This window comes from Streptomyces camponoticapitis, from assembly GCF_014646115.1.
GTDB classification, from domain to species: domain Bacteria; phylum Actinomycetota; class Actinomycetes; order Streptomycetales; family Streptomycetaceae; genus Streptomyces; species Streptomyces camponoticapitis.
Genome location: NZ_BMMV01000010.1, coordinates 1 through 21148, shown reverse-complemented (window position 1 = coordinate 21148; position 21148 = coordinate 1). Strand labels below are relative to the sequence as shown.

Annotated in this window: 19 protein-coding genes; 8 read left to right on the top strand and 11 right to left on the bottom strand. The window is 70.4% G+C overall.

Going from position 1 to position 21148, the window contains the following annotated elements; translation table 11 throughout:
* The first annotated feature begins 63 nt into the window (after positions 1-63).
* A complete protein-coding gene (locus tag IEY79_RS17065) occupies positions 64-3528 on the top strand; it encodes a ThuA domain-containing protein (RefSeq protein ID WP_189108353.1) in 3465 nt (1154 codons plus the stop codon).
* Between the two features lie 57 nt (positions 3529-3585).
* Positions 3586-4524 (top strand): sugar phosphate isomerase/epimerase family protein, encoded by a 939-nt coding sequence (locus IEY79_RS17060; RefSeq protein ID WP_373292561.1) that lies wholly within the window; start codon positions 3586-3588, stop codon positions 4522-4524.
* A 132-nt stretch (positions 4525-4656) separates the two neighbouring features.
* On the opposite strand, the gene IEY79_RS17055 is transcribed toward IEY79_RS17060, so the two are convergent.
* The 4 genes from IEY79_RS17055 to IEY79_RS17040 form a co-directional block, all read right to left on the bottom strand.
* Entirely contained in the window at positions 4657-5175 is a 519-nt protein-coding gene (locus IEY79_RS17055) for a GNAT family N-acetyltransferase (RefSeq protein WP_189108352.1), read from the bottom strand.
* Between the two features lie 123 nt (positions 5176-5298).
* Entirely contained in the window at positions 5299-6168 is an 870-nt protein-coding gene (locus IEY79_RS17050) for an ABC transporter ATP-binding protein (RefSeq protein ID WP_189108351.1), read from the bottom strand.
* Positions 6165-7181, bottom strand: a complete 1017-nt coding sequence (locus tag IEY79_RS17045) for an ABC transporter substrate-binding protein (RefSeq protein WP_189108350.1) — start codon at positions 7179-7181, stop codon at positions 6165-6167. The genes IEY79_RS17050 and IEY79_RS17045 overlap by 4 nt, the downstream gene beginning before the upstream one ends.
* A 29-nt stretch (positions 7182-7210) precedes the next feature.
* Positions 7211-8059, bottom strand: coding sequence for an ABC transporter permease (locus tag IEY79_RS17040; protein ID WP_189108533.1), 849 nt, complete (start codon positions 8057-8059; stop codon positions 7211-7213).
* 315 nt (positions 8060-8374) lie between these two features.
* Here IEY79_RS17040 and IEY79_RS17035 point away from each other — a divergent pair, with 315 nt between their 5' ends.
* The 3 genes from IEY79_RS17035 to IEY79_RS17025 are packed head-to-tail and all read left to right on the top strand — an operon-like array spanning position 8375 to position 12577.
* Entirely contained in the window at positions 8375-9415 is a 1041-nt protein-coding gene (locus IEY79_RS17035) for a LacI family DNA-binding transcriptional regulator (RefSeq protein ID WP_189108532.1), read from the top strand.
* Positions 9412-10572 carry a mandelate racemase/muconate lactonizing enzyme family protein gene (locus IEY79_RS17030; protein ID WP_189108349.1) on the top strand — a complete coding sequence of 387 codons (1161 nt, stop codon included), beginning with the start codon at positions 9412-9414 and terminating at the stop codon, positions 10570-10572. Before IEY79_RS17035 ends, IEY79_RS17030 begins: the two co-directional genes overlap by 4 nt.
* Positions 10573-10606: 34 nt before the next feature.
* A complete protein-coding gene (locus IEY79_RS17025; RefSeq protein WP_189108531.1) occupies positions 10607-12577 on the top strand; it encodes a DUF2264 domain-containing protein in 1971 nt (656 codons plus the stop codon).
* Between the two features lie 7 nt (positions 12578-12584).
* Here IEY79_RS17025 and IEY79_RS17020 read toward each other — a convergent pair whose 3' ends face one another.
* From IEY79_RS17020 to IEY79_RS16995, 6 genes are all read right to left on the bottom strand, one after another.
* Positions 12585-13112 carry a GAF domain-containing protein gene (locus tag IEY79_RS17020; RefSeq protein WP_189108348.1) on the bottom strand — a complete coding sequence of 176 codons (528 nt, stop codon included), beginning with the start codon at positions 13110-13112 and terminating at the stop codon, positions 12585-12587.
* Positions 13112-13753: a GTP-binding protein gene (locus IEY79_RS17015; protein ID WP_189108347.1), complete on the bottom strand. Its 642-nt coding sequence runs from the start codon at positions 13751-13753 to the stop codon at positions 13112-13114. The genes IEY79_RS17020 and IEY79_RS17015 overlap by 1 nt, the downstream gene beginning before the upstream one ends.
* Entirely contained in the window at positions 13731-14102 is a 372-nt protein-coding gene (locus IEY79_RS17010; protein ID WP_189108346.1) for a DUF742 domain-containing protein, read from the bottom strand. Before IEY79_RS17010 ends, IEY79_RS17015 begins: the two co-directional genes overlap by 23 nt.
* Positions 14103-14104: 2 nt before the next feature.
* Complete coding sequence (locus IEY79_RS17005) at positions 14105-14542, bottom strand: roadblock/LC7 domain-containing protein (protein ID WP_189108345.1); 438 nt, start codon at positions 14540-14542, stop codon at positions 14105-14107.
* 6 nt (positions 14543-14548) lie between these two features.
* Positions 14549-16480, bottom strand: a complete 1932-nt coding sequence (locus tag IEY79_RS17000; protein WP_189108344.1) for a sensor histidine kinase — start codon at positions 16478-16480, stop codon at positions 14549-14551.
* Between the two features lie 311 nt (positions 16481-16791).
* Positions 16792-17682: an SIS domain-containing protein gene (locus IEY79_RS16995; RefSeq protein ID WP_189108343.1), complete on the bottom strand. Its 891-nt coding sequence runs from the start codon at positions 17680-17682 to the stop codon at positions 16792-16794.
* Between the two features lie 136 nt (positions 17683-17818).
* Between IEY79_RS16995 and IEY79_RS16990 the strand changes: the two genes are divergently transcribed.
* Entirely contained in the window at positions 17819-18610 is a 792-nt protein-coding gene (locus IEY79_RS16990) for a DeoR/GlpR family DNA-binding transcription regulator (RefSeq protein ID WP_189108342.1), read from the top strand.
* Between the two features lie 76 nt (positions 18611-18686).
* On the opposite strand, the gene IEY79_RS16985 is transcribed toward IEY79_RS16990, so the two are convergent.
* Positions 18687-19463 carry a ScbR family autoregulator-binding transcription factor gene (locus tag IEY79_RS16985; RefSeq protein WP_189108341.1) on the bottom strand — a complete coding sequence of 259 codons (777 nt, stop codon included), beginning with the start codon at positions 19461-19463 and terminating at the stop codon, positions 18687-18689.
* Between the two features lie 285 nt (positions 19464-19748).
* Between IEY79_RS16985 and IEY79_RS16980 the strand changes: the two genes are divergently transcribed.
* Positions 19749-20408, top strand: a complete 660-nt coding sequence (locus tag IEY79_RS16980) for a response regulator transcription factor (RefSeq protein ID WP_229700922.1) — start codon at positions 19749-19751, stop codon at positions 20406-20408.
* A 188-nt stretch (positions 20409-20596) separates the two neighbouring features.
* Complete coding sequence (locus tag IEY79_RS16975; protein ID WP_229700921.1) at positions 20597-21043, top strand: MarR family winged helix-turn-helix transcriptional regulator; 447 nt, start codon at positions 20597-20599, stop codon at positions 21041-21043.
* The last annotated feature ends 105 nt before the right edge of the window (positions 21044-21148 follow it).

Below are 21148 nucleotides of genomic sequence, written 5' to 3'. Positions count from 1 at the left end.
CATTCGTAGCCGCCACCTGCACCGGGAGCGCCCGTGAGTAGCCGTCCACCAGACCGATCCCCCATGCGCACCGGCCGATCCAGAAGGGCCCTGACGCCCTTCACCGTCGTCCTGGCACTGCTCGCTCTCGTGCTCGGGCTCGGGGTCGCCTCGCCGCCTCCCGCGGAGGCGGCGCCCTACCGTGTCCTGGTCTTCTCCAAGGTCACCAACTTCGAGCACGAGTCGATCCAGGCCGGGATCGACGGCATCAAGAAGCTCGGCGCGGAGAACGGCTTCGAGGTCGAGGCGTCCGACGACGCCGGTGTCTTCACCGACGCCAACCTCGGACGCTTCCAGGCGATCGTCTTCAACAACACCAACTCCACGCCCGAATCGGGCGATCTGCTGGACGCCCCGCAGCGCGCGGCCCTCCAGAAGTTCGTCCGCGCCGGCGGCGGCTGGGTGGGACTCCACGCCGCGTCCGCGAGTGAGCGCGACTGGGACTGGTACGAGGGGCTGACCGGGGCCATCTTCGACAAGCACCCCGCCATCCAGACCGGCCGCGTCAAGGTGCTCGACCAGGCGCACCCCTCCACCAAGGGGCTTCCGGAGCTCTGGGAGCGTACGGAGGAGTGGTACAACTGGCGCACCAACCCGACGGGCAAGGTGCACACGCTCGCGCAGATCAAGGTGAACGACGGCATCACCGGGCTCGACGAGGGCGTCGACCATCCGTGGTCCTGGTGCCAGAACTACGACGGCGGGCGTTCCTGGTTCACCGCCGGCGGTCATGACGCCTCCTCCTTCAAGGAGGAGACCTTCCTCAAGCACCTTCTCGGCGGCATCCAGTGGGCGGCCGGCAACAAGCCCGGCGACTGCTCGGCCACCAAGACGGGGGCGTTCAAGCGTACGCAGCTGGCGACCGACCTCTCCGACCCGTACGAGCTGGCGGTGGCTCCCGACCGCCGGGTGATCTACATCCAGCGCACCGGCGAGCTCCAGATCCTCGACCAGTCGACGATGCAGACCACCACCGCGCTGGACTTCGACTACAGCCTGAAGATGACGGAGCAGTCCGACGGGCTCATCGGGCTGACGCTCGATCCGGACTTCGCGGAGAACAACTGGCTGTACCTGCTGCACTCCGACAAGGAGAAGAAGCAGGTCAACCTGTCGCGCTACACGCTGACGGGGAACACGGTGGACCCGGCGTCGGAGAAGCTCCTGCTGGAGATCCCGACGGACCGCGACGAGCAGCGCGCCAACGTGCACATGGCGGGCTCCCTCGCCTTCGACAAGGACGGCGACCTGTACATCGCGACCGGTGACAACACCGACCCGTTCGCCTCCGACAACTTCACGCCCATCGACGAGCGTCCGGGCCGGCACGTGTTCGACGCGCAGCGCAGCTCGGCCAACACCAACGACCTGCGTGGCAAGGTCCTGCGGATCACCCCCGAGGACGACGGGACGTACACCGTCCCCGAGGGGAACCTCTTCGCGCCGGGCACGGAGAAGACCCGTCCCGAGGTCTACGCGATGGGGCTGCGCAACGTCTTCCGTATCACCACCGACCCGAAGGACGGGGCGCTGCTGGTCGGCGACTACGGTCCCGACTCGCGTTCGGCGGACCCGAACCGCGGGCCCGAGGGAACGGTCGAGTTCAACCGGATCCCGAAGGCGGCGAACCTCGGCTGGCCGTACTGCATCGGCGGCAACACCCCCTTCAACGACTACGACTTCGCGACCAAGGTCTCGGGGGCGAAGTTCGACTGCGCCAACCCGGTCAACGAGTCGCCGAACAACACGGGTCTGCGCGAGCTGCCGCCGGCCACCGCGGCGACGGTCTGGTACCAGTACTCCGGCTCGACCCAGTACCCCGAGGTCGGCGGCGGCGGCGCGCCGATGGGCGGTCCCGTCTACGACTACAACCCGGACAACCCCTCGCCCACCAAGTTCCCCGAGTACTTCGACGCGAAGTGGTTCAACTTCGATCTGGGCCAGAACTGGTTCAAGACGTTCTCGATCCAGCAGAAGGACCAGTCGTTCACCGACCCGCGCTTCCCGGCGGCCAAGGCGGGCGACATCCAGTCGATCAACAAGATCTTCACCGACATGAAGTTCAACCAGCTCTTCGAGGCCGAGTTCGGACCCGACGGTTCGATGTACGTGATCGACTTCGGCGTCGGCTCCGGCGCCGGCCGCACCGGCGTGCCCAACCCGGGCACCGCCATCTACCGCATCGACTACGTCGGTGACGGCACGCTGCCCACGGCCAGGATCAGCGCCACGTCCGACACCGGGCCCGCGCCGCGGAGCGTGAAGTTCTCCAGCGCCGGTTCCGGGCTGCCGGGGGGCAAGCCCGTCACCTACGCGTGGGACTTCGACGGCGACGGCACCGTCGACTCGACGAAGGCCAACCCGACTCATATCTACACCGACAAGGGCGTGTTCACCGCGCGGCTGACGGTCACCGGTCCCGACAAGCTCTCGGCGCAGGCCGCCCGGGAGATCACCGTGGGCAACACACGGCCGGCGCTGACCATCCAGAAGGCCCCGGACGGCGGCATGTTCAGCCTCGGCGACACGGTGCCGTTCACCGTGAAGGTCACCGATCCCGAGGACGGCAAGGGCGCGGAGATCGACTGCGCGCGCGTCACCGTCGAAGGGCGGCTCGGCCACGGGACGACGCTGCATCCGGTGCAGTCCAAGCAGGGCTGTGCGGGTGAGTTCACCGTCCCGACGACCGACGAGCACGCGAACCAGGACCTCTTCTACCGCGTCACCGCCAGCTACAAGGACGACGGCGCCGACGGAGCCCCCGCGCTGACGGGGACCGCCACCTCGAATCTGAAGGCCTCCTACCGCGAGGGTGAGTTCTTCAGCGAGACCGGCGGCGACGGCGACGGCGTCACCATCGGCGCCCGCGCCGAGGCATCCGGCGGCAGGCGTGTCATCGAGATCGAGCACGGCGACTGGGTCGCGTTCGACCCGGTGAACCTCACGGGCGTCCAGTCCGTGACGGTCGGCGCGTCCTCGGGCGGTACGGGCGGCACCATCGAGTTCCGCAACGGCTCGCCGACCGGTCCGCTGATGGGCTCGGTCACCGTCCCGAACACCGGGAACTGGACCAACTTCGTCTCGCCGACCACGGCGCTCAGGCCGGTGGGCGGCACGGTGAAGATGTACGCGGTCTTCAGCAACCCGGAGTGGCAGCCGGGCGGTCAGGACGTGCTGTCTCTCGACTGGCTGCGCTTCAACGGCCGCGGGGTCGAGAAGAGGTCGGGCTCCGGCGTCACCGTCGCCGCGTCCAAGGCGGAGGGCGACGCACCGCTCGCGGTGGCGCTGACCGGCACGGTGAAGCTCGCCGAGGGCCGCACCGTCGCCTCGTACAGCTGGAACTTCGGCGACAACAGCAAGCCCACCGGCGAGCAGGGTGCGAGCGCGACGCACACCTACGCACGGCCGGGCGCGTACACGGCGCATCTGACGGTCACCGACGACAAGGGCGACACGACGACCGGCGCCGTCGAGATCACCGCGACCTGACTCCGGCAGTGAGTCGCAGCAGCACGAGCCGCATTCAAGCGAGTTGAGAGAGGTCACGTGAGCGTGAACGGCACACGAAGAGCGTTCCTGGGTACGGCGGCCGCGGGCCTGGCCGCGGTGGGACTGGCGTCGACGGCGGGGACCGCGCACGCGGCGGAGTCCGGCCGGGGCCACGGCGGGCACCACGGGCACGGACATGGCCACGGGCATGGACACGGGCACGGGCACGGCCGGCGCAAGCGCAAGATCCCGCGTTCGGGCATCGGTATGCACCTCTACACGATGCGGTCCATCCTTGAGACGGACTTCGAGGGGACGCTGGAGCAACTGGCGGACATCGGTTACGCCACGGTCGGCGTCAGCGGGCGGTTCGGCCGCAACGCCACACAGATCCGCCAGGTGCTGGACGACGTCGGCCTCAAGGCGGTGCTGGAGCACGTCGGTTACGGCATCGTGTCGGGCACCGGCCTCCAGCAAGCCATCGCGGACGTCCACACACTGGGCGGCGAGTGGGTCGTCGTACCGAGCCTGCCGACCGAGATGCACACCCCCGCCGGCTACCGCGAGGCCGCGGCGGCGATGAACAGGGCGGGCCGCGTGGCGGTCGAGTCGGGTCTCGGCCCGGTTCTCTTCCACAACCACGACGCGGACCACCGGGTCGTCGAGGGCGAGGTCCTGTACGACATCCTGCTCAACGAGACGGACCCCGAGTACGTGGGCTTCGAGCTGGACGTCTACTGGGGCGCGAAGGGCGGGGCCGATCCGCGACAGCTGTTCGTGGACGAGGGCCCGCGCTTCCCGGCCCTGCACGTGAAGGACATGGCTCCGAACGGCGACTTCGCGGACGTCGGCTCGGGCGTGCTGGACTTCGCGGAGATGTTCGAGACGGCGCACCGGGGCGGTGTACGGCAGTGGCTGGTGGAACACGACTCGCCGAAGGACCCCATCGCCACGGCCCGCAACAGCTACCGCTACCTGTCGAGGCTGCGGTACTGAAAGCGGCACCGGAGTGCGGCTCCTGACCAGCACGCACCGCACCCCCCGACGGGCCTCACGGCCGGTCGGGGGGTGCGGTGCCGTACGGGCGCCTGTCCCTGTCCGTAAGGAAGCCGGCCCGTACGGACAGGGTCAGCGGGGCGCCGCGTAACTGTGGACCTGGACCGTACGGTCCGGCCCCCACCGCTGCTCGCCGGTCGCCATCAGCGTCCACCCCTGGCGTTCGTACAGCGCGGCGGCCGAGCGGTCGGACGTCACGACGTCCAGCACCGGATGCAGTCCGCGCGCGCGTGCCTCCCGGACCGTCTCGGCCAGCAGCAGCGCGCCGATCCCATGGCCCCGTGCCTTCGGCGAGACGTACAGCCGGCTCACCACCGCGGTCTCCTCCGGACGCGTGCCGGTGCGGCCGCTCCAGAGGCCGGGCGCGGTGTCGCCGGAGCGGGCGCGGGACAGACAGATGTGCCCGACGACGGTGCCGTCGAGCAGCGCGACCCAGGCGGGCGGCGACTCCGGAGGGGCGAGCCAGCCCGCCGGGTCCTGGGGCCAGTCGACCGGGTATCCGTCGCTCTCGTGGACATCGGCGAGTACGCGGACACATGCGTCGAGGTCGGGGGCCTCCCGCCTCCTGACGGAAACACGTTCATCACTCACCGACGCAGCCAATCACGACACCCACTCGCGGAACACCCGGTTGTCGGGGGCACGCGAACGGGCGGGGGGCGGCACTTCGACAGGTCGTGCCGCCCCCCGCCCGGTTCATGGGACGGGTCGCGCTCAGTCCTCGGCCGACGCCGCCCCCAGGAGCTCCCGGATGTGCGTCGTGGCCTCGCGGAACTCCGGCCGGGCCAAGGTCTCCACGTAGTCCCGCTCCGCCGGCAGCCCCACGTCGATGATCTCCGTGATGGTGCCGGGCCGCGGGCTCATCACCACGACCCGGTTCGCCAGGTAGACGGCCTCCGAGATGGAGTGCGTGACCAGCAGTACGGTCGTGCCGGTCTCCCGCCAGATGCGGTTGAGCTCCATGTTCATCTGCTCGCGCGTCAGCGCGTCGAGCGCGCCGAACGGCTCGTCCATCAGCAGCACCGGCGGCTCGTGCAGCAGCGCCCGGCACAGGGCCACCCGCTGCTGCATCCCGCCCGACAGCTCGTGCGGATAGGCGTCCTCGAACCCTCCGAGGCCGGTCATCCTGATGAGCTCGTCGGCGCGGGCTCGCGCCATCGCGCTGGGCATCCGGCGCATCTCCGCCTGGAGCAGGATGTTGCGCCGGGCGGTGCGCCACTCCAGGAGGGCGGCCCGCTGGAAGACGTAACCGATGTCGGGCCGTGGCCCGTCGACCTGCTCACCGTGCAGCCGTACGTCACCGGCCGACGACTTCAGCAGGCCGGCGACCAGCTTGAGCAGTGTCGACTTGCCGCACCCCGAGGGGCCGACGATCGCCACGAACTCGCCCATCGGAACGTCGAGCGACACCTCACGCAGGGCCGTGACGTCGCGGTCCTTCGTACGGAACCGGACAGCCACGTCGTTCAGGGAGACCGCCGCCGTGCCGTCGGCACCCGCGCCGTCCCTCGGCCCGTCGTCCTTGCTCAGACTGGTCTTGCTCACACCATGCTCCCGGAGAGTCGCTTCCCTGGGCATCGTCATCCCTTCAGTGCCGAGCTGTCCCAGTAATCCGACGGAGCCTTCGGGTTCTTCACGAGACCGGCCTCGGCGAAGATGTCGATGGTCTCCTGCCAGTCGGCCTCGGTGTTGAGCCCGGGAGCCTTGCCCTGGGTCGACTCGGTGTGCAGCAGCGTCATCGTCGTCGCGAACTGCTCGGTGAGTACGGCCTTCGGAGGCAGCTGCTCGGACGCGCCCTCCATCGCGGCGACCGCGGGCTCCGGGGCCTTCTCGGCCGCCGCCCAGGCCTCGCTGACCGCCGTGGTCATACGCTTGGTGAGGTCGGCGTCCTGCTTGAGGATCTTCTGGCCGGCGATCAGACCGTTGGAGTAGAAGTTGAGCCCGTGCTCCGAGAAGCGCAGGTACTCGACGTCCTTCTTGGCCTTGTCCGCCATGGTCGGGCCCTGGTCGCTGGCGTAACCGAGCAGCGCGTCCGTCTTTCCGGAGATCACCGCGGCGATCTTGCCCGCCGGGTCGGTGTTCTGGATCTTGACGTCCGACAGCTTGAGGTTGTTCTTCTCCAGGAAGATCGGGAACGTCTTGGTGAGCGCGTCACCGGCCGTGCCCGCGACCGTCTTGCCCTTGATGTCGGCGGGCGTCTTGATGTTCTGGTCGCTGAAGAACTGTACGGACGACGGCGTCGTCTGGAGCATCACACCGAGGCTCTTGACGTCGACGCCCTGGTCGACACCGCTCAGGACGGCGGGGGTGTCGGCCCAGCCGAAGTCGGTCTGCCCGGCGGCGGTCGCCTGGACGGTCTTCTGGGAGCCCTGGCCCGCCCTGATCTCCAGGTCGATGCCGTGCTTCTCGAAGATCTTCTCCTTGACGCCGTAGTAGAAGGGCGCGTGTTCGCCGTACGGGTACCAGTTGAGCGTCAGCGTCACCTTGTCGAGCTTCTTGCCCGAGTCGCTGGTGCTGGTGTCGTCGCCGTCCTCGCCGCAGGCGGTGGCGACCAGAAGAAGCGGCACGAGGCCGATCAGGAGTCTGCGGGAGTGCATGGCTGGCCCTTCTCGGAGGAGAGGTCTCATCAGAACGAGGTCGTGACGTTGTTGTCCCGGCGGCTGGCGTGCCAGGGCAGAAGCAGCTTCTCGGCGATCTCGACCAGGACGAACAGGACGACACCGATCAGTGACATGACAAGGAGACCCGCGAACAGCATCGGGGTGTCGAGGTTTCCGTTGGCCTGGAGGATCACGTAGCCCAGACCCTCGTTGGCCCCGACGAACTCGCCCACGACCGCGCCGGTGACCGCGAGCGTCACGGCGACCTTGAGGCCCGAGAACAGATGCGGCAGCGAGGCGGGGAAGCGGATCTTGACGAAGGTCTGCCACGGCTTCGCCCCCATCGTCGCGGAGAGCTGGAGCATCTCGGGGTCGACCGCCTTGAGGCCGGTGACCATGGAGATCACGACCGGGAAGAAGGCAATCAGGACCGCGATGAGGACCTTCGGCGTGATGCCGAAACCGAGCCAGACGACGAACAGCGGGGCGATGGCGATCTTCGGTACGACCTGGGCGAAGAGCAGGATCGGGTAGAGGGTCTTCTCGACGGTCGACGAGTAGACCATCACGACCGCGGCGAGCACCCCGACGACGACGGCGATGACGAAGCCGAGCAGGGTCTCGTAGGTGGTCACCCACGTGTGTTCCCAGATGTAACTGGTCTGGCCCGTCAGGACGTCGAGGGTCGCTCCGGGGGACGGGACGAGATACGGCTCGACCAGTTCGGCCGCGGCGACGGCCCACCACGCGACGAAGCACGCGAACAGCAGCGCTACGGGCCGCCAGCTGGTCTCGACGGCCTTTCCGAACCGCTCACCCGCTCCTGGCCTGTTCCGTGTGGCGACTCCCGCGATCTCTTTGGTCGGTCCCGGCATGACGCTCTGGCTCACAGTGAACTCCTCGGGAATCAGGAGCGGTTACTAAGCGCTGTCCGATCCTCTGCTGTACCGGTTGCCGTACTGCCGTACCGGAAGAAGCGCTTTCAGAAAGCGCTTTCTGGTAAGGTGATCGCCACGCTAATGACTGCTTGTCCGAACGGTCAATAGGTCGTCCGGAAGTTTCCGGGCCCCGTCAAGGGACCTGCCGCCACCACGGCTCGGGCGTGTGCGTGCCAGGCGCCGCGAGTCGGACGGGACTCCTGAAACACGCCCGAGGGGGCCGACGTGAGTGAACGGGAAGCACGGGCCCATGTGACGCTCGACGTCGTGGCCCGGCGGGCGGGGGTCTCGCTGGCGACCGCGTCCAGAGCGTTGAACGGCACGACACGCGTCCGGGACGAGCTCCGTGAACGGGTGCGCGCGGCAGCGGATTTGCTCGGTTACATCCCCAACGCGCACGCCCAGGCGCTCGCCAGTTCGTCCAGCAACACGGTCGGACTCATCTGCCACGACGTGGGCGACCCGTACTTCGCCGCGATCGCCGACGGCGTCATGCGGGCGGCGGCCGAGCAGGACGTGCTGGTCATGCTCGCGAGCACCTTCCGCGAACCGGCGCGGGAGATCGAGTACGTCTCCATCCTCCGCGCCCAGCGGGCCCGCGCCATCCTGCTGATCGGCTCCGGCTTCCAGGACCGCACCTGGGAAAGGGCGCTGGGCGCCGAGCTGGATCCGTACATCCGCGCGGGCGGCCGGGTCGCCGTCGTCAGCCGGCACCGCAGCGTGCGCGCCGACGCCGTCCTGCCCGAGAACCGCGCGGGCGCCACGAAGCTCGCCCGCGCGCTGCTCGCGCTCGGCCACCGGCGGTTCGCCGTGCTGAGCGGGCCGCCCGAACTCACCACCGTCGCCGACCGGTTGGCCGGCTTCCGCGAAGGGCTCGCCGAGGCGGGCATCACGCTCGATCCCGGCTGTGTCGTAGAAGGCGCTTTCACCCGCGACGGCGGTTACGCCGCCGCCCGCGAACTCCTCACCCGTCCCACCCGCCCCACCTGCGTCTTCGGTGTGACCGACGTGATGGCGGTGGGCGCGCTCGCCGCGTTCCGGGAGGCCGGCATCGAGGTGCCCCGGGACATCTCGCTCGCGGGCTTCGACGACATCCCGCTCGTGAGGGAGTTGACTCCCCCGCTCACCACCGTCGCCCTGCCGCTGACCGAGATGGGACAGCACGCCATCTCGCTGGCGCTGCGTGAGCCGCACGGGCAGCGGTCGCGGGTACTGAGGGTGGGCGGTGAGGTGGTGCTGCGCGCCAGCACGGCGCCGCCGCCGGCGGACAGTGCAGCGGGAGAGGGGACATGAGCGTGGAACTGTCCGGCATGAGGATCGACCGCGTCGAGACGTTCGCCGTCGAACTGCCCACCCGCCGCTCCTTCGGCGTCGCCGGCGGCTCGGTGGCCGTCGCCGGGAAACCGTCCGTCCGGATCCTGGTCCGGGTCGGCGCGGACGGAGCGTACGGCTGGGGCGAGGCGACCCCCATCCCCGCCTGGACGTACGAGACCGCCGAGTCCATCGTGACCACGATCGACCGCTATCTGGCGCCCGCGATCATCGGCACCCCCGGGTGGAACCTCGACGCCGTCGGCACCGCCTTCGACCGGGCGATCAACCGGGGGTTCACGATCGGCGCGCCCCTCGCCAAGAGCGCCGTGGACGTGGCGCTGCACGATCTGCTCGGCCGGGCGGCCGGAGTGCCGCTCGGCGTTCTGTGGGGACAGCGCCGGACTCCGAACATCGAACTGGGCTGGATCGTCTCGGGCCAGTCGCCCGCCGAGGTGGGTGACAGCGTCGCCGAGGGCAGGGCCGAGGGGTACCGCGCCTTCAAGGTCAAGATCGGGCTGCACGACGAGGACACCGACGCGGCCGTGGTGGCGGCCGTCCGGGAGCACGCCCCTGACGCGCCGCTCTGGGTCGACGCCAACCAGGCCTACACGGTGCCCGTCGCCCTGCGGATGGCCCGCCGCCTCGACGCGCTCGGGGTCACCGCCTTCGAACAGCCCCTGCCCGCCAACGACATCGCCGGGCTGCGGCGGCTGCGGGACCTCTCCGCCGTGCCGGTGGCGCTCGACGAGAGCCTGCGTCATCCGAGCGATCTGGCGACCTTCGTCCGCCTCGGCGCGGTCGACGTCGCGATCGCCAAGGTCCAGCGCAGCGGCGGCCTCACGCTCTCCCGACGGCTCTGCTCGCTCGCCGAGGACTGCGGGGTCGGGCTGATGGGGTCGGGACTCACCGAGTCGGACCTGGGGCTGGCCGCCTCGCTGCACCTGTTCGCGGCGTTCGGCATCACGACGCCGGTCGACCTCAACGGCCGCCAGTTCATCGGCTCGCCGTACGCGGGTGAGACCGTGCGGGTCGAGAACGGGACCGCGTGGGTGCCCGAGGGCCCGGGGCTGGGCGTGGAGGTGGACGAGTCGGTGGTCCGCGAACTGGCCGTCGACGTACTGGAACACCGTGGCTGAGCACGTACGGCCGCACAACGAGGAGCAGCGCGGGATGACCGACTCACTTCCCTTCACCTCCCCCTCCTTCACCTCCTCCGGGTCGCGATCGCCGCTCGTCCTGCCGCCCGCCGACGCCGCCCTCTCACCGCGTACCGGCTGGACGCGCGCCCACTGGGAGGCGGTCGCCGACCAGTTGCTCGACGCGCTCGTCCCGTACGCCACGCCGGGCCGCGCGCTGTACCGGCTGCCCGGCAGGACCAGCCGGTCGGGTGAGCTCTCCGACGGTCTGGAGGGGTACGCGCGGTCGTTCCTGCTCGCCGCCTTCCGGATCGCGGGCGCACGGGGGCGGGTGGACGAGGCGCTGATCGAGCGGTACGCCGCCGGGCTCGCCGCCGGTACGGATCCGGGCAGCGGGGAGGCCTGGCCCCGACTGGCCGACCGCTCGCAGCCGATGGTGGAGGCCGCCTCGATCGCGATCGGACTGCACGAGACCCGCCCGTGGATCTGGGACCGGCTGGACACCCGTGTCCAGGAGCGGGTCGCGGAGTGGCTCGGGGGCTTCGTCGGCCGCCGTACGCACGACAACAACTGGCGGTTGTTCCAGGTGGTGTCGGAACAGTTCCTCGCCTCTGTCGGGGCCCCGCACAGCCGTTCCGACATCGAGAACGGGCTGGACCGGATCGAGGACTGGTACGTCGGCGACGGCTGGTACACGGACGGCGACGGCCGGAAGTTCGACTACTACGTCGGCTGGGCGATGCATCTGTATCCGCTGCTCTGGTCGCGGATGGCCGCCGGGACGGCCGACGGGAACGGCGGTCGCACCGAGGTCTACCGGGAGCGGCTCGCCCGCTTCCTCACCACCTATCCGCACTTCTTCGGCGCCGACGGCGCCCCTGTCCATCAGGGGCGTTCGCTGACCTACCGCTTCGCCGCCGCGACACCGGTATGGATGGGCGCGCTCGCCGACTGCACCCCGCTGGCGCCGGGACTCACCCGCCGGCTCGCGTCGGGCGCGGTACGGCATTTCGTGGAGCGCGGGGCGCCCGACGAGCGCGGGCTGCTCACCCTCGGCTGGTACGACGCCTTCCTTCCGGTCACACAGCTCTACTCGGGTCCCGCGTCGCCGTACTGGGCGAGCAAGGCGTTCGTGGGGCTGCTGCTGCCCGCCGACCACGCCGTCTGGACGGAGCCCGAACTGCCGTTGCCGGTGGAGGAATCGGACCAGTACACCGCCCTGCCGGCGCCGGGCTGGCTGCTGCACGGCACCCGGCGCGACGGGATCGTACGGCTCGTCAACCACGGCAGCGACCGGCAGGACCCGGGGTCATGGGGCCGGGAGACGGGCGACGACGAGCCGCACTACGCGGCGTTCGGCTACTCGACGGCGACGGCTCCCGACTCGGCCGAAGAGGCATGGGCCGACCGGGTCGGCAACCACCTCGCCCTGCTCGCCGCCGACGGCACGCCCAGCAAACGGCGCCGGATCCACTTCGAGCGGTGTGAGGGGCGTACGGCGTCGTCCTGGTACGAGGCCGAACTCCCGGGCGAAGAAGGGACGTTCCGGATCGATACGACGAGTGTGCTGCACGGAGCGTGGGAGATCCGCGTGCACCGGGTCGCCGCCCCAGCGGGCTGTCCGGTCCGTGAGGGCGGTCATACGGTGGCCGGTCCCGACGCGCCGGTGGCCGACGCCGGTCCCGGCTGGGCGCTCGCCCGCACGGCCGCCGGTCTGACCAGCGCGGTGGTGGGGCTGCACGGCTGGGACACCGGGCCGGAGGGGACAGTCGTCGGGCGGGTGGGCGCCAACGCCTACGGCACGCACTCCGCGACACCCGTCCTGCGGCTGGCGAGCCATCCGGGTGGGACGCACGTCCTGGTGACGCTGATCGCTCTCGTCGGGGACGCGTCGGGCGCGCCCGACCCGCGAGAGATGCGCGACGCGGTACGCGTGCAAGTGGACGCCGACGACGTGGTGTTGACCTTCGAGGACGGCGAGACCGTTCACGTGGGCCCGCTGTGAGGGCACGTCAGATGGTGCCGCCTTCTCGTCGGTGTATCTGTTCCGACAGCTCGGCGGCCAGTGACTTGACGGTGTCCAGGCCGGTCCTCCCCCACTGCCGGGGCTGGGTGTCGACCACGCATACGGTGCCGAGCGCGATACCGGTCCGGTCGATGAGCGGCACGCCCAGATAGGAACGCACGCCCGTCTCGTCGACGATGGCGTTGCCGGCGAACCGCGGGAAGTCGCGTACGTCCTCCAGGACGAGTGCCTTGCGCCGTACGACCACATGGGGGCAGTAGCCGTGGTCCCGGTCCCTGAGGCGGCCTGCCTCGGGGGCCGGGCTGTGCAGTCCCGCGTAGAACTGCCGTTCCTCGTCGATGAAGTTGACCATCGAGTACGGCGCACCCGCGAGTTGGGCGAGATGCCGCGCGAAGGCGTCGAAAGCGGGCTCGGGCCGCTCGCCGAGCCCGAGCAGGCGCAGCCGTCCGACCCGGTCGGGCGCGTCCCGGTCGACGGGGGTGAGGAGCAGCCGGCCGATGGGGTCGTACCTCATCACGCCGCCCCGTCGTCCGGGACGACACCGCTCGACACGGCGGTGTCGGCGGCATCGGCCACGGGAAGGGCGGTGAGCAGATGCTGGACGAGTGTGACGAGCGTCCGGATCCCGGAGCTGGCGATGCGCGCGTCGCATAGCACGACGGGCACGTCCGGCCGCAGGTCGATCGCCGCCCGGACCTCCTCGGGGTCGTAACGGAAGCTGCCGTCGAACTCGTTGACGGCGACGACGAATCCGATGCCGCGCTGCTCGAAGAAGTCGACCGCGGAGAAGGAGTTCTCCAGCCGCCGGGTGTCCGCGAGGACGATCGCGCCGAGCGCGCCCCGGCAGAGCTCGTCCCACATGAACCAGAAGCGCTCCTGACCGGGGGTACCGAAGAGATAGAGCACATGGCGCTCGTCGAGCGTTATCCGGCCGAAGTCCATGGCGACGGTGGTCGAGGTCTTCAGCTCGACACCCGTCAGATCGTCCGTATCGGCCCCGACCTGCGTCAGCAGCTCCTCGGTGCTCAGCGGTGCGATCTCGCTGACCGATCCCACGAATGTCGTCTTGCCCACCCCGAAACCGCCGGCCACCAGCACCTTCAGCGCGGTCGGGAAGGGGGTGGGAAAGGGGTCAGAGCTGTCGTCGTAGGCCATCGAGTACTGCCTCCAGGAGGGAACAGTCGCTGGGATTGTCGAAGTTGTGCGGTGGCCGGACGGTGACCGCGCCGCTGTCCATCAGGTCGGAGAGCAGGATCTTGGTCACGACGGCGGGCAGCCGCAGATGCCCGGCGATCTCCGCCACCGAGGTCGGCCCCTGGCAGAGGCCGAGGGCCTCGCTGTGCTCGGGGCCGTAATACATCTCGCTCGCCGCCCCCGTGGCCATGACCAGGGACATCAGATCCAGCTCGGCCGTCGGGCGGGTCCGGCCGCCGCTGACCGTGTAGGGGCGGATGAGCCGGCCCGCCGCGTCGTCCAGCCACGGCCCGTCGGTCGGGACCGTCACGCTCAGGGCCCCGTGACGCTCGATGTGGTGCCGGCCGCCTGCCTGACAGGGGTCGCCAGATACGGCCGGACGCTCTTGACCAGCATCGCCATCTCGTAGCCGAGGACGGCCGCGTCCGCCTCACGTCCGGCCAGCACGGCGAGGCAGGTCCCGGAGCCCGCCGTCGAGACGAAGAGCAGGGTGGCGTCCAGCTCCACCACCACCTGGCGCACCTCGCTGGTGTCGCCGAAGCGCGCGCCCGCGCTGCGGCCGAGGGAGTAGAGGCCGGAGGCGAGAGCGGCCATGTGGTCGGCGCTGTCGGGGTCGAGGCCGTGCACTGATCTGACGAGTCCGTCGGAGGAGAGGAGTACCGCGCTGCGGGTGTACGGCACCCGTTGGACCAGGCCGCTGAGCAGCCAGTCGAGGTCGGAGACGTGGCCTGTCGGCGCATCGCTCGCCATGGTGATCTACTCCTTGTGGGGGTTGTCTCGGTCGTGGCGGTGCGGATCCGGCAGTTCCGTCACGGGGCTGGGAGCTGGGGCCCCGGCCGGGGGTCGAGGTGCGGCGGGACCGGGCCCGGGGTCCCTGGCGGGCTGCGCCTCGGCGAGCCCGATACCGCGCTGGAAGGCGGCCATCAGACCGGGATCGTGGAGCGCCGGTTCGCCGTCGCCGGGCGGGGCGGGCGCGTCCCGCAACTGGGGGACGAGGTGCTCCTGGCTGCGCCGCTTGGGCAGTTGGGGCCGGTCCAGGTCCATGGTGCCGCGCACGACGCCGGGTACGGAGGGATCCGGTGACGGGTCGGGCAGCGACGGGTCGGGCACCCGCCGGAACTCGGGCCGGAGCGGGGCCTCCGGCTGGAGCCGCGGGCTCGGGCCGGGACGTGCGTCGGCCGGTGTGGCGCGCGCGGCGCGCTCGCCGCGTACGGGCAGCGGCCGTCGGCCGGACGTCCGCCGGTGCGAGGTGCGCTGGGCCTGGGGCTGAGGGTACGGCTGCCGGGTCTCGGTCACGGGGCCGGGCTCCGCCTCGTACGCCTGCGTGGGGGCGGGCGCGGGTTCGTTCGATGGCGGGGGCACGGGCGCGGGCACGGGCGGGGGCGCGGGAGCGCTGACGGGAGTCTGCCCGGCCTGCTGCGGGCCGTCCGGGTCGGCGCCCAACAGACCCTGCGGCAGGACGAGTACGGCCTGGATACCGCCGTAGATGTTGGTGTGCAGACGGACGGCGATGCCGTGCCTGCGGGCGAGGGCGGACACCACGAACAGCCCGATACGCCCGTCCTGGAGAAGATGGGCGACATTGACCTGGTCGGGGTCGGCGAGCAGGGCGTTCATCCGTTTCTGCTCGTCGGCCGGCATGCCGAGCCCGCGGTCCTCCACCTCGATGGCGAGCCCGGCGGTGACCTGCTGGGCCCGGAGCAGGACCTGGGTGTGCGGCGCGGAGAACACCGTGGCGTTCTCGACCAGTTCGGCCAGCAGATGGACGACGTCGGCTACGGCGTGGCCGCGCAGGGTGCCGTTGACGGGCGGCACGAGTTTGACGCGCGGGTACTGCTCCACCTCGGCGATCGCCGAGCGCAGCACCTCGGTCAGCGCGACCGGCCGGCTCCACTGGCGGCGTGAGATGGCCCCGCCGAGTACGGCGAGGTTCTCGGCGTGCCTGCGGATGCGGGTGGCGAGATGGTCGACATGGAAGAGACCTTTCAGCAGGTCGGGGTCCTCGACCTTGTTCTCCAGCTCGTCCAGGAGCTGGATCTCCCGGTGCACGAGTGACTGGAGTCTGCGGGCGAGGTTGACGAAGACCTCGACCTTCTGTTCGTTGCCGACGCTGCTCGACAGCCGGGACGCCTGCACGACGGCGGCGACGGCTACTTCCTGGGAGCGTCCAAGTTCCTGGGCGAGCAGGTCGAGTTCGTCGCCGACGGGGGCCTTCACCGCCGGTGTGCGGCGCGGCGGCGGGCCCTCGCCTCGGCGGAGCTGTTCGACGACGCCGCGCAGGTCGGCCTGGGCGCGGGCGCTCGACCGGCGGAGCGCGTTGCAGCGGTCGATCACCGACTTGGTGGCGCGGTCGGCGCCCACCACGGCGGCCGTCGCCGCGACGACGCCGACCAGCACCGTGCCGCCGACGGCCGCCCAGATCTCGGGGGTCGGCCGTACACCGCCGGAGCGTACGGTGACGAGCACGGCGAGCAGGCCGCTGAGCGTGGCCATGACCGTCGGCACCAGGGCGGCGCGCAGGAGCTGGGGGCGTAGACGTCGTTCGGGTGACGCCGGCGCGCGGGGCCGGGGCGCCGGCGCGCCCTTGGCCGGTGACGCCTTGGCCGCGGGCGGGCGGCTGCCGGGCCGGCCGTGCCGTCCGCCTTCACGGCGTTCGGGTCGCGCGGTGGGTGCGCGAAGTTGAGACATCAGAGTCCTCGGTACGTGGGGCCCCAGGCATTCGGTGTTCTGCGGCGGTGTGGTGCGCGGTCGTCGACGGGACGGCGGGCGGACATGCGAAGGAAGCCCAGCGTTGATCGCCGAGCACTCACGGTAGTTGGCGAATAGTCAGTTACGGCGGGCAGTTGACGAACTTGCCCACAGAGCATCCCGCTCTGGTATGAGCTATCGCACAACAGTCCGAAACAGTGCAATCACCTTGAGGGCCGGAGCAGTTGCCCACGTCTCCGGCCCTCGTCCGCCCGGCGCCCTACGGCCGCCCGGCCTCCGCGCCCCCTCCGCTACTCGGCGGCGAGGATCACCGAACGGGTGAGGTGGCGCGGCCTGTCGGGATCGAGACCCCGCGCGTCGGCGAGGGCCAGGGCCAGACGCTGGATCCTCACGAGTTCGGCCAGCGGGTCGAGTTCACCGGCGACCCACAGTCCGCCGGTCGCCGCGACCTGTTCGGCGAGACCGTCGGGCGCCGGGCCGAGCAGCCAGGTCGCCGTACCCTCGGTGGTGATGCTGATGGGGCCGTGCCGGTACTCCATCGCCGCGTACGACTCCGTCCAGGCGAGCGCCGCCTCCCGCATCTTGAGCGCGCCCTCGTTGGCCAGTCCGACGGTCCAGCCCTGTCCGAGGAAGGTGAACTGCGAGCAGTCGGTGACCCCTTCGGGCAGCGGCTCGCTGACGGCCCGCTCGCCGTCGGCGACCACGGAGGCGGTGTGCAGGCCGAGATGGGCGCGGAGCAGGGTGAGGGCCGTGGTGGCGAACCGGGTCTGCACGACGGACTGTTCGTCGGCGAAGTCCAGGACCACCAGGTCGTCGGCGGCCGAGCGGATCGGCGTCTCGGGGTCCGCGGTGATCGCGGTGGTTCGGGCCGTGCCGCGTGCGGCGGCCAGCAGTTGGAGGACCTCGGTGGTCGTGCCCGACCGGGTGAGCGCCACGATGCGGTCGTAGCGGCGGCCGGCCGGGAACTCGGACGCGGCGAACGCGTCGGTCTCCCCCTGACCGGCGCCCTCGCGCAGCGCCGCGTACGCCTGCGCCATGTAGTAGGAGGTGCCGCAGCCGACGACGGCCGTGCGCTCACCGGCCTCGGGCAGTCGGCCCGAACCGCGCAGGCCCTCGGCCAGCCCCGCCGCCCGGCTCCAGCTCGCGGGCTGGCTGGCCAGTTCCGTCTGGACAAACGTCACGTCGGCTCTCCACTCTCGATCTCCGCAACAGAAATGCTCGTTCATGCATGCTAGGTGAGACTTTCAAGCACCTTCAAGCAAAGTCCTTCCGGTATGAAGGTGCTTGAATGATCCGGAGCGTGACGAAGGAGATGCGGTGAACCGGTACGAACGGCACAACACCCTGCTCGAACTGCTCGCGGAGCGGGGCCGGTTGGACGTGGACGTCGTCGCGGCCGAGCTGTCCGTGTCGGCGGCGACCGTACGCAGGGATCTCGATCATCTCGCCGAGCAGCAACTGCTCACACGGACCCGGGGCGGGGCGGTGGCGCACTCCGTCTCGTACGGGCTGCCGCCCCGCTACAAGTCGGTGGGGCGGTCGGCGGAGAAGCAGCGCATCGGCCGCGCCGCCGCCGCGCTGGTGTACCGGGGCATGGTCGTCGGGCTCAACGGCGGGACGACGACGGCCGAGGTCGCGCGGGCCATCGCCACGCGCGGCGATCTGGCCGACATGTCGGACCGGGGCGGCGAGCCGGCCGTCACCCTGGTGACCAACGCGCTGAACATCGCCCATGAGCTGGCCGTACGCCCGCACATCAAGATCGTGACCACGGGCGGGGTGGCGATGCCGCAGTCGTACGAGCTGGTGGGGCCGCTGGCCCGGCACATCCTCGGCGAGGTGAGTCTGGACATCGCCTTCATCGGCGCGGACGCGGTGGACGTGACGGCCGGGGCCGGCGCGCGCAGCGAACACGAGGCGAGCATCAACGCGCTTCTCGCCGAGAGGGCACGCCGGCTCGTGGTGGTGGCGGACAGCTCGAAACTGGGCACGCCGGCCTTCGCCCGGATCTGCCCGACCGACGCCATCAGCACACTGATCACGGACGCGGGCGCCCCCGAACAGGCGAAGCTGTTCGAGGAGCGCGGCGTGAAGGTGGTCCAGGTCTGAGACGCCCTCACCCGCGCGGCCGACGGGGAACGCTCGCGTGGGCGCGGGGACTCGTCGGTACGCGGGAGCCTCGTCGTTACGGCGCGTTCGGGGCCGAGCGCCACCACGGCGCGCCCCGCACGCTCTCCACCGGCGTCGGCTCGTACCACTCACCGGGATACGGCGGTGTGCTCCGCGCGCCCGGATCGGGCCCGGCGGTGACGAGGAGACTGCCGCCCGGCAGCAGGGCATGCAGATGGTCGAGCGAGGCCACCTGGGGCAGGAGCAGGGTCCAGAACCGGGTGAGCCACTGCCTCGGCGGACTGTGGGCGCCGGGCCGCTGACCCGACGGCGGCACCGACCCGTTGCCCCGGACCAGGACTTCCATACCGGTGGTCATGGCGAGCGCCAGCGCGGCGACCGCCGGGGGGTCCGCCCCGGGGGCGATGCTCCGGTCCGCCCGGTCGCGCTGGAGCGCCTGGCACATCGCGTCCAGCCAGATCCGGGAGCAGTCCAACGCGGGGTCCGCGTCGGCGCGTTCGCCGGACAGCCGCAGACCCGCCCGGACGGTCGCGCTGCCGCGCAGCTGCTCGGTGAGCGCGTGCGTGATGTCTATCAGGGTCTGAACGGCGGTCGTGTCACGGCCGTTCAGGGCCTCGAAGGCGGTCCGGGAGTGCGCGCAGGCCAACTCCTGAACCGCGCGGGCGAGTTCCTCCTTGTGCGCGAAGTGGAACGACAGGGCTCCCTTGGTCACCCCCGCGGTCTCGCTGATCGTGGTGAGATTCGCACGTTCGTAACCGGCCCGGTCGAAGACTTCGGCAGCTGCCCGCACCAGGGCGTTCCGGGTCCGCTCGCCCCTTGCCTGCTTCGCCACGAGTCACACCTCAACGTCTCTAGGGGAGATGGCGGCTCTCCGTATCCCCCGGCCGCTTCGATCACCACAATAAACCGTCGTGCTGGTTTTGTGTACCCGTCACGCATTCCGCTTCTTGACTCGAAGTATCCCATCTCAGCCATTTTGACTGGAATTTACACCCTAACCCAGACAGATCCAGGGCGATAACGGTCGACAGACGACTCCAATCACCTTGACAAACAGACGGTTAGGTTTGTTATGGTCATCTCCCAGGCTGAGGCAGACGAATACGGAGATCAAGTCGTGCGTGTACTCGTGATCGAAAACGACGCCGCCGCCGCGGAGACCCTCGTTCGCGGCCTGCGGCGGCACGGTAACGACGCGACGAGCGTCGGCACCGGGGCCTCCGCGCTGAAGACCCATCGGCAGGCCGAATTCGTGCTGCTCGACCTGGAGTTGCCGGACATCGACGGCTTGCAGGTCTGCCGCACCATCCGCGACTCCACCGACACCCCGATCATCGCCGTCACCGCGCGGGGCACCGAGCTCGACCGGGTCCTCGGATTACAGGCCGGCGCCGACGACTACCTCGTCAAGCCCTACGGATTCCGGGAGCTGCTGGCGCGGATGGACGCCGTCATGCGGCGGGCCTCCCCGGGGACCCCGGTCGCCCAGGAGGTCAGTCACGGTCCGCTGCACATCGACGCGGGCGCCCGCGAGGTCCGGCTGGAGAAGGAGCTGGTGAAGGTGACCCGCAAGGAGTTCGACCTCCTGCACATGCTGGTCTCCCGGCCCGACCATGTGGTCTCCCGTCAGCAGCTCATGTCGCAGGTGTGGGAGGAGACCTGGACCAAGTCGGGCCGGACCATCGACACGCATGTGAGCAGTCTGCGCAGCAAGCTCGGGGCCAGTACGTGGATCACCACCGTACGAGGGGTCGGATTCCGTATCGGACACGGCTGAACCGGGCGGGCCGCCGCGGCCCCGGAGCCGTACCGAAGGACCCTGGGGGAGCCCCGTACCCGACCGGGTACGGGGCTCCCTCGCGTCGCGTGCGGCAAGTCCCCGAACGGCCTTGACCTTGAGTGGACTTGAGGTTCTACGTTGGTCACCACGGCAACAAACCGCAGGTGGACCCGGAGGTGACCACAGTGAGCGTTGACACCGCACTGGCCGCGCAGCCCATCGGCTACTGGAGTGGAGCCGCGAACAAGGCGATCATCACGCACATCCGTCAGGCGATGGCACGCCTCCAGGTGTCCCAGCCGCAGTGGTGGGTGCTCAACCAGCTCGCGGGCGCGCCGACGGCCATGAGCCAGGTCGAACTTGCCCGCCGGCTGCGGGACTACCTGGACCCGGGAACGACACTCGGTCCCGACATCGACATTCTGCTGGCGCGCGGCTGGATCACCACCGGCGCCGACGGCCGGCTCTCACTCACCGGGGCCGGGGAGGCCGGCCGCGCACGGATCAAGAAGCTGGTGCTCGAACTGCGCGCGCGGATCCACGACGGCATCGACGACGCGGAGTACGTACGGGCGCTGGGAGTGCTGCGCCGCATGATCAGCAACGTCGGCGGGGACCCCGACTTCCCCTGATCCCGCGAGACGATGCCGTGGCCCGTACCGGGGTGTCCGGACGCTGTTGGTTAATTCGGGCTCGTGCGTGACGTCGGCCTTCAAGACCTGGTTGTGGTCTTGAAG